This is a genomic window from Ferviditalea candida, assembly GCF_035282765.1.
GTDB lineage: Bacteria > Bacillota > Bacilli > Paenibacillales > KCTC-25726 > Ferviditalea > Ferviditalea candida.
Genome location: NZ_JAYJLD010000006.1, coordinates 146,030 through 157,590, shown reverse-complemented (window position 1 = coordinate 157,590; position 11,561 = coordinate 146,030). Strand labels below are relative to the sequence as shown.

At 48.8% G+C, this 11,561-nt stretch carries 13 protein-coding genes; 12 read left to right on the top strand and 1 reads right to left on the bottom strand.

What is annotated here, in order from left to right:
- Positions 1-82: 82 nt before the first annotated feature.
- A complete protein-coding gene (locus VF724_RS06345; protein ID WP_371753381.1) occupies positions 83-1,558 on the bottom strand; it encodes an FTR1 family iron permease in 1,476 nt (491 codons plus the stop codon).
- A gap of 378 nt (positions 1,559-1,936) precedes the next feature.
- On the opposite strand from VF724_RS06345, the gene VF724_RS06340 reads away from it, so the two are divergent.
- The 12 genes from VF724_RS06340 to VF724_RS06285 all read left to right on the top strand — a co-directional run bounded on the left by VF724_RS06340 (position 1,937) and on the right by VF724_RS06285 (position 11,541).
- Positions 1,937-2,224 carry a 2Fe-2S iron-sulfur cluster-binding protein gene (locus tag VF724_RS06340; protein WP_371753380.1) on the top strand — a complete coding sequence of 96 codons (288 nt, stop codon included), beginning with the start codon at positions 1,937-1,939 and terminating at the stop codon, positions 2,222-2,224.
- Positions 2,225-2,469: 245 nt separating this feature from the next.
- The gene (locus tag VF724_RS06335) at positions 2,470-3,219 is read left to right on the top strand and encodes a creatininase family protein (RefSeq protein ID WP_371753379.1); all 750 of its coding nucleotides are present in this window, start codon (positions 2,470-2,472) and stop codon (positions 3,217-3,219) included.
- A 55-nt stretch (positions 3,220-3,274) separates the two neighbouring features.
- Complete coding sequence (locus VF724_RS06330; RefSeq protein ID WP_371753378.1) at positions 3,275-4,726, top strand: hypothetical protein; 1,452 nt, start codon at positions 3,275-3,277, stop codon at positions 4,724-4,726.
- A gap of 296 nt (positions 4,727-5,022) precedes the next feature.
- On the top strand, positions 5,023-5,742 hold the full coding sequence (locus VF724_RS06325) for an iron-containing redox enzyme family protein (protein WP_371753377.1): 720 nt from the start codon (positions 5,023-5,025) through the stop codon (positions 5,740-5,742).
- A gap of 120 nt (positions 5,743-5,862) precedes the next feature.
- Positions 5,863-7,326: an aldehyde dehydrogenase family protein gene (locus tag VF724_RS06320; protein WP_371753376.1), complete on the top strand. Its 1,464-nt coding sequence runs from the start codon at positions 5,863-5,865 to the stop codon at positions 7,324-7,326.
- Positions 7,327-7,351: 25 nt separating this feature from the next.
- Entirely contained in the window at positions 7,352-7,831 is a 480-nt protein-coding gene (locus VF724_RS06315; protein WP_371753375.1) for a GlcG/HbpS family heme-binding protein, read from the top strand.
- A 76-nt stretch (positions 7,832-7,907) separates the two neighbouring features.
- On the top strand, positions 7,908-8,486 hold the full coding sequence (locus tag VF724_RS06310; RefSeq protein WP_371753374.1) for a chromate transporter: 579 nt from the start codon (positions 7,908-7,910) through the stop codon (positions 8,484-8,486).
- Positions 8,483-9,013 carry a chromate transporter gene (locus VF724_RS06305; RefSeq protein ID WP_371753373.1) on the top strand — a complete coding sequence of 177 codons (531 nt, stop codon included), beginning with the start codon at positions 8,483-8,485 and terminating at the stop codon, positions 9,011-9,013. Before VF724_RS06310 ends, VF724_RS06305 begins: the two co-directional genes overlap by 4 nt.
- Before the next feature lie 30 nt (positions 9,014-9,043).
- Positions 9,044-9,532, top strand: coding sequence for a RidA family protein (locus tag VF724_RS06300; protein WP_371753372.1), 489 nt, complete (start codon positions 9,044-9,046; stop codon positions 9,530-9,532).
- Positions 9,533-9,580: 48 nt separating this feature from the next.
- A complete protein-coding gene (locus tag VF724_RS06295; RefSeq protein WP_371753371.1) occupies positions 9,581-9,922 on the top strand; it encodes a 2Fe-2S iron-sulfur cluster-binding protein in 342 nt (113 codons plus the stop codon).
- 72 nt (positions 9,923-9,994) lie between these two features.
- A complete protein-coding gene (locus VF724_RS06290; RefSeq protein ID WP_371753370.1) occupies positions 9,995-10,690 on the top strand; it encodes a TerC family protein in 696 nt (231 codons plus the stop codon).
- Between the two features lie 122 nt (positions 10,691-10,812).
- Positions 10,813-11,541 carry a GntR family transcriptional regulator gene (locus tag VF724_RS06285; protein ID WP_371753369.1) on the top strand — a complete coding sequence of 243 codons (729 nt, stop codon included), beginning with the start codon at positions 10,813-10,815 and terminating at the stop codon, positions 11,539-11,541.
- Positions 11,542-11,561: the final 20 nt, after the last annotated feature.

Sequence of the window (11,561 nt, the reverse complement as noted above, 5' to 3'; positions counted from 1 at the left end):
ATTTTTCCGATTTTTTGCCCCCCTAGGGGGGCAACCTTATCCCTATTACTGGGGAATTTTTAACTGATTATTTTGGGGAATTCTATTTCGGTCTTGACAATTTCAATGATCTATTCTTTACAAGCAAAGTGACTGCCGCAAAAAACAGGATCAATTGCGGCACGGTGCTTTCCCATGTAGGATAAACGGCCAAAAAGTTGACGGTAGGGATGGAATCGTTATAAGTGGCCGGAAGCAGCCCGGCCAGCTGCATGCTGCGTATCCCCATGCCCGTAAATTTGAAGCAGAGGTAAAAGACCAGCGCGCTGGAAATAAGGAAGAAGGGGCGCATGGGGATTTTGAGACCGACCTTCAAGATCAAAACAGCGAGCAGAATCAATAAAGCGATACCCAATCCTATTCCCAAAAATAAGCTATACAAATGAATGGAGGAGGCAAGACCGATGAAAAATAAGACGGTTTCCGTACCCTCTCTGAAAACCGCGAGAAAGGACAGCAGGGCAAGCGATACCAGGCTTCCTGTCGCCAAGGCACGATTGCTTTGATCGCGAATATACTGCTGCCACTTCGCGATGTTTGCCTTACTGTGCAGCCAGTAGCTCATATACAAAAGCATGACTGCGGCGAACAGCCCCGTCCAACCGGCAATCAGGAAGTTGTTTTGACCGAACGCTCCGGTAGAAAACATGACCTGCACAATGACTCCAAGCACAATGCTGACCAAGAGTCCTACGGTGACTCCAGACCAGATCCACTTGGTTTTCTCCCGGTGGCCGCTTCTCTGCAGAAAGCCGAGAAGGGCAATAATGACGAGAAGGGCTTCAAGTCCCTCGCGTAAAATGATGGAGGTGGCGTCGATAAAGGTATAGGTGGTTTTACCGGCCAGCGGAGCCAGATAGTCGCGCATTCTGCCAAGCATCTGTTTGGCTTCATCCGTGTTCGGCGGATTTGCCGACAACAGGGCGTATACGGCCACCATATCTTTTTCAGTGTCCTCATATACTTTTTGCGATTGAGTCAGCACAGTTCCTTCCACGCTGAGCCAGGATTGGCGGAAAAGCTCGATATCCTCCTTAGCGGCCGGAACATTCGGCTCATCTAGCTCCTTCAAAGCATGCTCAAGCAGCTGCACCAGTGCGCCGACATCCTTGCCTTCTCCTTTGGCTGGGGTATTCTCTTTGTTCGGTCCGTAGGTTCCTTCGATAATGCTGTGATTGGTTTGTTTCAGTTTGGCGAGGAAGGAGAGAACATTTTCGCGATTGACTGGATTTTGTGCAAAGGCAAACTGAATCTGTCCCATCAAATCCTCAATCTCGCGATACGCGTCTTTGGATGTCTCTTTAATGCCCTCCTCGAAGGTGAACCATGACGTGTAGAACTTCATGAACTCCATTTTCGCCTTGTCAAAATCTCCGGATTTGGCGGATTCCAAAGCTTGCTGAACATAGACGTCAGCCTGCTTCAATGCTTCGGTGGTTCCCTGTGCATGAAGTGGTAAGGGAAAAAGCAATAATGCGAGCAACAGTGCAAAATAGCGTACGACTCTTTTGAAATTCATCAGCTTGCCCCTCTTTCACAAAAGTAATTCAAAGGTTAGTCGACACATTCACAGAGAATGATAATTATTATCAATTGAAACTTTTCTTATTTTAAACGATAAAACCTTTCGTGCCAATATTTTTTTGTGCGGAATTGAAAAATTTTTGTTTTGCTAAAATATTTGGTTGGGTGCGATTGAGAATTTTTTCTGCTTGAAGGTTCGAAAGTTTGACGATAATCTATAAAATGTGTAACAAAACGAATGCGTTTTCATTTTGGTTTCGATGTAATTAAAGTATAAGAAGTTAGCATAAAAGATCAACAAAATAGTATATTGTATACCAAAATAAAAACGGTTATAATGAAATGAAACAATGATCCAGGGAGGGTGGCTCTAATGCCGATCATCACTTTCCGCCGCAACGGTTTCACTCATGTTCAGGAAGTCAAGGATAATGCCAATCTCGTCGTATTAGCTGGAATCAAACAATTTCCGAACGTAAAATATGGCTGCGGCATGGGCCGGTGCACCAAATGTGTCAGCAAAATCATCAAGGGCGGGGAACATCTGGATCCCCCCAATTGGAAGGAACAAAAGATGCTTGGCGAGAAATTGAATTTGGGATATCGTCTGACGTGCCAGCTCTTCATCACCAATGATCTTGAGCTTGAACAAGAAAATTAACTGCTGCCGCGGTTTCCTCTTTATATTCCCCTTCAATCATTCGATGCGATCAAACGCATTTTTTCGATTCATTCCTCATATTTTCTTGCGAAACGGTTTAAGATGGATATCAAAGGCTACGGGGATTTAAAGGGCCGTTGATATTTTTTATCAAATTATTAAAAAAATGTGTACAAAATGTGAATTGTAGTTTATTATATTTTGTATACCAAAATTGATTCCAAGACGAAACGAGGTGAACGGAAGTGGATTTTTATGATCTAACAAAAATGACATGGCCGGAGGTTGCCGAAGCATTAAAAACCGTCAAACTCGCCATTATTCCCGTCGGGGCGCATGAGCAGCACGGACCGCATATGGCGGAAAGCTGTGACGCGGTTTTGGCTGAATCGATGTCGCATCGACTTGCCCAAAAGCTTCATCCTTACGCTTTAGTCACTCCAACGGTCAATATGGGAGTTTCCATCCACCACATTCATTTTCCCGGTACCATCACCCTGAAACCGAGCACTTTGATCAGTGTGCTGCGGGATATGATTTGGTCTTTGAAGCAGCATGGTTTGCGGAATTTTTTGCTGCTGAACGCGCATGGAGGGAATCAATCAACGTTAAGTGTAGCCAGCGCTGAAATTTCCCAAGAATTGGATGTTAAAGTTTACTATGCGAAAACAACTGCCTCGGCAAAAGCAGCAATCAAACAGCACGTCCACTCCACGCTCTTTGGTCACAGTTGTGAGAGAGAGGTTTCCGAAGCCATGTATTTGGCTCCGCAGCTGATTCGTCAGGATAAGCTCGAGAAGGGGGTGATAGTGGAAGGTGACTGGCGACTGCTGAGACCCGGACAGCCGCTTCAAGGGCATTATTATTATGATGAAATGACGTCCAACGGCTGTATTGGAGATGCAACAGCGGCAAGTTTGGAAGCCGGACGGGAAATTGTCGAGGAAGCGCTGGAGCAATTGAGTCTGGCTCTTCGCAAGTTGCTTTTAAGTTAAATTTTTAGTGAATTTTAGTTATGTAAGCGATTACATTATTGTAGGAGGCAAAAACATGAACGTTGTGTTAACAGGTTCCCATTGGATTTATGCATTGGCTACTTTGGTGGTTATCGTTACGATGCTGTTCAGAAGAGGAGTTGTCATCCCGACGCTTGTCGGCACGCTGTTGGTGGGCTGGATATACAGCGGAAGCTTGGTTAAAGGGCTGCAGGCTATTTTTAACGCCAACTTGACGGCTGCGAAAGAGCTGTTCAGTATTTTTCTGATCATTACCTTCATGGTCGCGCTTTTGGATGCGCTGAAAGTGATCGGGGCGGACAGGAGGATGATTCAACCGATCGGGAAATTCATGACGAACGGTCATGTGGCTTTCTTTGTTCTTATCGGCATTACTTATTTTATCTCGCTCTTCTTCTGGCCGACACCTGCCGTTCCGCTGATCGGCGCATTGCTGATACCGGCCGCCGTCAGGGCCGGACTGCCGACAATGGGAGCTGCCGTGGCGGTAGCCATTGCCGGACAGGGGATGGCGCTTTCGTCCGACTACGTCATGCAGGTGGCTCCGATGCTGAGCGCCAAAGCAGCGGGCGTGGATAAAGCGCTTGTAGCGGACAGGGGCATGATTCTTTCATTAATCACTGGGGCATTATCCATTGGGCTGGCGTATGTGTTTTTGCGCAAAGGCATCAAGAAGCCGGGAGATGCAAGCATTGAATTGGAATTGGCCAAGCTGGAAGGACCCGAAGACGTAAAGAAAGAAGTAGCCGCAGCAGCTGAAAGCGCAGAGAACAAATGGTCCAAATTGTTTGCTGTGCTGGTGCCTTTAGCGATGCTGCTGGTTATCGTCTATATGGTGCTCAGTAAAGTGGGCAAAGGTTCGTTCGGGGGATTCGAAGGCGGTGACGGAGCTGCGTTCATCGGCGGGGTTGCCATTCTGCTGCTGATTTTCGCTTCTTTCACACATAGAAAAGGCTCAACGTCTGTATTGGACAATATTGCGGATCATATGGTCAACGGATTTGTATTTGCCTTCAAAGCAATGGGACCTGTCATTCCGATCGCCGGATTTTTCTTCCTTGGAAGCAGCGACTTCTCGGGTTCGATTCTCGGTATTTCAGGGGACGCCGCCAAACCGGCATTCCTGTTCGATCTTGTGCAATCGATTCAGCATGCGATACCTCAGAACGGTTTCCTGGGCGCATTGGGAATTTTGCTGGTAGGGATTATAACCGGTCTCGACGGATCCGGTTTTTCGGGACTGCCGTTAACGGGCGGACTGTCCGGAGCGATGGGCGCCAGTGTCGGCGTTGATCCGGCCACACTTGCGGCAATTGGACAAATGGGCGCCGTCTGGACAGGCGGAGGCACAATTGTTGCTTGGTCATCCCTTGTTGCCGTGGCCGGCTTTTCAGGCGTCAACGTAATTGATTTGGCAAGGAAAAATATGATCCCTGTCATCGCGGGTCTTGTGATCTCGACAATTTTGGCGGTTATAATCTGGTAAGCATATAAACAGGAGGTAAATCCACAGGTTTTTGTTCAAAATAATTTTTGGTATACCAAATACAAAAAACATATTGACATTTTATTCTGCTTCAAGTACAGTTTAATTGTGATCAAACGAGAGCTCGCTGTGCTTAAATGAAAGCAGTTACACTTCGGGTTTTGCAGTCCGTCAAACAAATTAACGGTATACAATATTTAGTATTCTAATTAATTGAAATCATCGATGGTGTTTCCGGATTATTTTGTTTGACGGCTGCAGATCCACCGAACTTTATTAACAGGGAGGAAACAAGAATGGAATTGTTGTCGCGCGAAGAATTTCGCAAACAGATGGAAGAAGCCATCAAAGGTGTGCACTCTCAAGCTTCCCCGTTTAGCGTTGCATGGGCTGAAGGGAAATTGGAGCGCAGTCATTTTGCCCGCTGGGCGGAAAACCACTATCATTATGTAGGGCCTTTTGCTGATTATCTGGCTTATATTTATGCGAACATTCCGGATCAGTACACCGATGCGAAAGACTTTACTCTTCAGAATATGTACGAAGAAGAATTAGCGGATGTTCGGCATACCGATTTGCTGATCCGTTTTGCAGAAGCTTGCGGTACGACGGAAGCGAACGTAACGAATCCTGATCACATGCTGGCTACGACCAGAGGACTTCAGTCCTGGTGTTATGCGGTTGCCATCCGCGAGCATTTTGTTGTTGCCACTGCAGCTTTGGTTGTCGGACTGGAATCCCAGGTTCCGGCCATTTACCGCAAACAGCTGCCGCCGCTTAAAGAAAAATATGGATTCACTGAAGAGGAAGTTGAGTTCTTCGATCTTCATATCGTATCCGATGAAATCCACGGCGAACGCGGCTATCAGATCGTATTGGAGCATGCGAATACACCGGAACTGCAAGAGCGCTGCCTGAAGTTCATCCGTCAAGGCGCCGAGATGCGCTGGAGCTACATGCAAGGCTTGTACGACGCATATGTCAAGCAGGATCTGGAAGCAAAAGTCCAGGCGTAAGATTCAATATCAATTGAAATGAGAACGGCAGTGTCTCGGATGATCAGCGGGAGACTGCCGTTCTTGCAAATACAGGTTAGTCCGTAATATGAGTCGAAGAAAGAAAGGAAATGAGCCGGAATGTTAAAAACGGAAGTGAAAACATTTTCCATGCTGATTGACGGACAATGGACCGAATCCTCGAACGGAAAAACATTCGACAGCGTCAATCCAGCCGATATAACGGACGTTGTAGGCAGATTTCCTGCAGGCACGACGGAGGACGCGATCAGGGCGATCCGTGCGGCTGAGGCTGCTTTTGAGAGCTGGTCCAATACGGCGCCGTCCAAAAGAGCGGAAATTTTGAAAAAAGCGGCTTCCTTGCTGGAAAACCGCGTTGAGCAGTATGCCGAGGAATTGACCAGAGAAGAAGGCAAAATCATCTTTTTGGCCCGTGCAGAAATCAAACGCTCTGCGGCCACCTTTCGCTTTTATGCGGAGGAAGGACTGAGCTTCGGCGGGGAAACTTATCCGGTCGATGATGCGAATTCCGTGGTTTACAGCATTCGTGAACCGTTGGGTGTCGTTTCGGTTATAACACCTTGGAACTTTCCGATTTCCATCCCTTCGAGGAAAATTGCCCCTGCGTTGATCACGGGGAATACCGTTGTGTTCAAGCCTGCCTCGGAAACTCCGTTGATCGCACTGCGGCTTGTCGAGGCTTTGGTAGAAGCGGGCTTGCCCGCAGGTGTTCTGAACTTCGTCACCGGATCCGGCTCTCAGTTGGGCGATCCTTTGGCGACCGATCCGGCCATCAAGGCGATTACGTTTACCGGCTCCACGGAAACGGGAAGAGCGATTCAGAACAAAGTTTCTCTGACAACAAGAACGCAAATGGAGCTTGGCGGGAAAAATCCGATCATCGTTATGGAAGACGGGGATATCGACTTGGCTGTCAATCTGACGATTAAAGGCGGATTCGATTTGTCCGGTCAAGCTTGCACAGGTACAAGTCGAGTGATTGTGATGCGCGCGAAGGCTGACGAATTCGTTTCCAAGCTGGTCGAAAAAACCAAGCAGCTGAAAATCGGCAACGGCTTGGACGAAAGCGTGGAAGTCGGTCCGCTGGCAAATGAAAGGCAGTTTAAAACGGTTTCCGAATATGTCAGAATCGGCCAGGAGGAAGGCGCCAAGCTGCAGATCGGCGGGATGCGCCCAGAGGGAGAGCTTTACGAAAAAGGCTATTATCTCCAACCGGCAGTGTTTACCGATGTCGCACCGAATATGAGAATTGCCCAGGAAGAGATCTTCGGTCCGGTCATTTCTGTTCTTACCGTGGATAGCTTTGAGGAAGCCATACGAGTGGCCAACGATGTGGAATACGGCCTGTCGGCATCGATTGTAACGAAGGACATCGCGACGGCATCCCGTTTTGCCAAACGAATTCAATCCGGGACCGTCAAAGTGAACAGGACGACGACCGGCAATTTGATCAATGCGCCTTTTGGCGGCCTTAAGAATTCGAGCACATCGACTTTCCGCGAATCCGGACGGGTCGGCCTGGAATTTTTCACACAGATCAAAATGGTTTATTTGGGATATTAAAACGGATCAAAGGAGAATTTGGACCATGAAGCAAGCGTTAAGACTGGAATTGAAAGAAGCCAAGCTGATGATTGAAGCTGGCCTCGCCAAGGCGAGAGAAATCAATGTCCCGGAAACAATTGCCATTGTTGACGACGGCGGCTATCTGATCGCGCTCGAACGAATGGACGGCGCCAGAATCACGGGGCCTGAGATATCCATAGCCAAAGCGTTTACGGCAGCGGGACATAAACGCTCCACGCATCTGTTCAACACGCCGCCCAACGGTCCGGCGCTTCCCAATAATGAGGCGTATGGAATACAGCTCATGTTTCCCGGAAAATTTGCCGTGTTTGTCGGAGGCTTCCCGATTGTGGTGAACGGGGAAGTAATCGGCGGCGTGGGAATCAGCGGAGGAAACGGCGAGCAGGATATTGCCGTCGGTACGGCCGCGCTGCAAGCGTTAAAAGAGCATTTGTCCGAAGCCGGTTATGAGGTTATCGCGGAAGCCAACATCAAAAAATAGCGCCCAGAGTATGCTCCCGGCGATGCCGCTTGGCGATGGAATAAGAAGATGAACAATTCTTGGGAGGAAACTGCCCTTGTCTTATAAACAGATCGTGTTCGGTTTTATGCGCGCGGGAGTATTGGGCTACGGTGGAGGCCCATCGGTTATCCCGCTCTTCCGGTATGAAACCGTGCAGAATTATAAATGGATGGATGATGAGGAATTCGGAGAGCTGCTGGCGATGGCCAACGCTTTGCCCGGACCGATCGCCACCAAGATGGCGGCCTATATCGGTTATCGCGTCAAGGGAATTTTAGGAGCGGTTGTCGCGATTTTGGCGCATATTATCCCAAGCGCCATTGCGATGATCGCCCTGCTGGCGCTTTTGCACTCGATGAAAAATTCGCCTGTGGTGGAGGGAATGGTCTCCGCAATCAGTCCGGTTATCGGCGTGATGTTGGCGTTAATGGCCAACGAATTTTTCGGGAAAACGAAAAAAGCGTTCGGATGGTCAGGAGGATTTGGCTACATTGCCGCAGCTTTGATCGCGCTTCAGTTGCTGGATATTCACCCCGCTCTCGTAATCCTGCTGTTCCTGGCGTTTGCTCTCGGCAAAAATGCCGTGAGCCGCAAAGTGTATCGCCAAGTCAAGGGCGGTGAAACGCTGAAATGATGTGGCTGCAAATTTTCTGGGCATTTTTCATCACAAATTTACTGGGCTACGGCGGAGGTCCATCAACCATCCCTTTAATTCAAACCGAGGTGGTCGATCATTATCATTGGCTGACTCTTCAGGAATTCGGGGATGTGCTGGCGTTGGGCAATGCGCTGCCGGGACCGATTGCCACCAAGATGGCAGGCTTTATCGGCTACAAAATGGCCGGTGTCACCGGCGCGATCATCGCCCTTCTGGCCACCATCCTGCCATCAGCCGCCGCGATGGTGCTGTTGTATAAATTCGTCAACGCTTTCAAAGAATCGAATACGCTCAAATCGCTTACCCGCGGTGTCCAGCCGGTCATTGCCGTAATGCTGGGGATTTTGGCCTATCAGTTTTTTGCCCATTCCTGGGAACACATCGGCTTTCTTCAGACTGCAGTAATCGCGATCGTCAGTTTTTGGATCATGCAGCGGACCAAAGTGCATCCCGCTCTTGCTGTGGCCGGCGCGTTAACGTACGGAGCGGTATTTTTATCTTAATTCATATTGAAGGGCAGGGGAGGATGTATGATGACGAGGAATCACAACCGATCTGCCATAACCGAGTCCAAAGCGCGAGGGGGATGGCTCTCCGAAACGGCTGCCCCCTCGAAGCCCGCGGGACATTATGAGCCGGCCGTTTTATCGGGGAATCTGCTCTATATCAGCGGTGTAACGCCGAAAAGAGACGGAATCCTGCTGTACCGCGGCAAAGTGGGCAGAGATTTGACCGCTGAAGAAGCCTATCAGGCAGCGAGGCTGTGCGGGCAAATTATTCTTGCTCAGATTCAAGCATCAATCGGCAGCTTGGACCGAATTGAGCAAATGGTCAAATTGACCGGCTATGTTGCTTGCGAGGATACGTTCACACAGCATCCATTTGTGATTAACGGCGCTTCGGATATTCTTTTGGACGTTTTGGGAGAACGGGGAAAGCACGCTCGCTGCGCACTGGGCGTCGTTTCACTGCCCGGGGGAGCGGCAGTGGAGGTTGAAGCGTTGGTTCGTCTCTGTGAGTAAGTTGTCGTTTGGAGAACAAGAATTCAAAAACTTGGGAGGAATTCGATAATGGGAACCATGCATTACAAAACTTCGGATAAACAAGTAACCTGCGTGGACGGTGAAGATACGAATCTGCTGAGAACGTCCATCCGCTACGAAATGGGAGTCCCATATAAATGCGGAGGAGGATTCTGTGGAACCTGCAAGGTATTTATTGAAGAAGGCGCGGAAAATCTGACGGAAATCAAAAAAGCGGAGATCAAGCATTTGGAAGACAAAGTGCACAAAGGCTACCGTCTCGCTTGTCAAACCTTTACCCGCGGAGATGTGACGATTACTTGGGACCCCAACGTGCAGGTGAAGGAAAATAAGAAACTGCGGGAGTTCTGGGAAAAACAGCTTGGATAAACGATAACGGAAAACCTGCCTTGATTACAGAAGGCGGGTTTTTCTCATGAGGATTAGAGGAGTGATTTCGTTTTGCTGGAAAGCGCAATCTTATTTTTGGAAATCATGCTGATCAATATCGTTCTCAGCGGCGATAATGCTGTCGTCATCGCCATGGCCAGCAAGAATCTTCCGGCAAAGCAGAGGAAGCAGGCGATCTGGTGGGGGGCGTTCGGCGCGGTGGCGCTCCGGATCATCCTGACTGTGGCGGCGGTCATGGTATTGCAAATTCCATATATTCAATCCGCCGGAGCATTGCTTCTGATGTACATTGCTTTCAAGCTGCTGTCCGACGATGGGGGGCATGCGGATATCAAACAAGCCGGTACTTTGTTCAGCGCGGTTTGGACAATCATCGTTGCCGATTTTATCATGAGCTTGGACAATGTGCTGGGGATTGCCGCTGTTGCAGAGGGACGTTACATACTGATCATCTTAGGAGTGGGATTAAGTATACCGCTGATCATTTGGGGCAGCGGGATGATTGTCAAGCTGCTGCTGAAATTTCCGTTGTTGATGTATCTCGGATCGGGGATTTTGGCTTTTACAGCAGGCGGTATCTTTGTGAATGACGAAAAATTGGGCGGTCTGTTTCGCGGGCAAATCTGGCATTGGATGCTCCCGATTCTTGTGACGATTGCTGTTGTGGTGGGAGGATTTTCCAAAAAATGGATTCCCGTAAAAGACAGCAGCGGGAATCCGATCTCGGAAACTGCAGATATGGAATAAGTCTTTCCGACGCCAAGCTTCTTCATTCAATTATCAATATTTACAGATTTGCATTACGGCTTGGATTCAGGTTAGAATGGAAGCACAGACCACCGCACATGTTTGTAAGGAGGAGCCGCTGCATGGCAATAGACAGTACGGAACAAAATCTATGGGTTGAAGAGGATCTCGTCCCGATTCGGGACAAAGTATACAATTACCTGAAAAATGCGATATTGAACGGGGAGTACGGTTCAGGGGAAAGATTGATCGAGCGGGAGCTTGCCGATAAATTGAAAATTAGCCGAACACCCATCAGAGAGGCGCTGTTCCGTTTAGAGTCGCAGGGATTAGTGAAAACGGTTCCGCGTAAAGGCGTCATTGTGTCGGAAATTTCCTTTGAAATGGTGATGGAGGTCTTCACGATTCTTTCGGCGCTGCAGGTGCTGGCTGTGAAGCTGGCCATTCAAAAGCTTAACGCCGACAGTCTGCAGGCCTTTTCCAAGCTGATTGAAAAGATCGAAGCGTTCTTGGACGGACAGCCGGCGGATGCTTCCATAATGCATATGGAGATTTACGACACCTTGTTCAAGACCGCCAACAGTCCGAAGCTGTCGGAGATCATTCAAGGGCTGCAGGAATATATCCGTGCTTTCGCTAATACCGGGTATGAGATTCCGGGACGGATGAAGGAGTCGATGAAAGAGCATCTGGAGGTTCTGCAAGCCGTTCAGCGAAAGGAAACCGAGTTGGCGGAGTATTTAACCAAGATCCATCTGGAGAAATCGCGCAGAGCTTACATGGAAGTGATGGAAGAAGCATTGGCGGAGCAAAACAAAAACGGCGCGCAGGAAGCCGAGGATTCTAAATAGTCTGCGCTGACTCAGGCGCA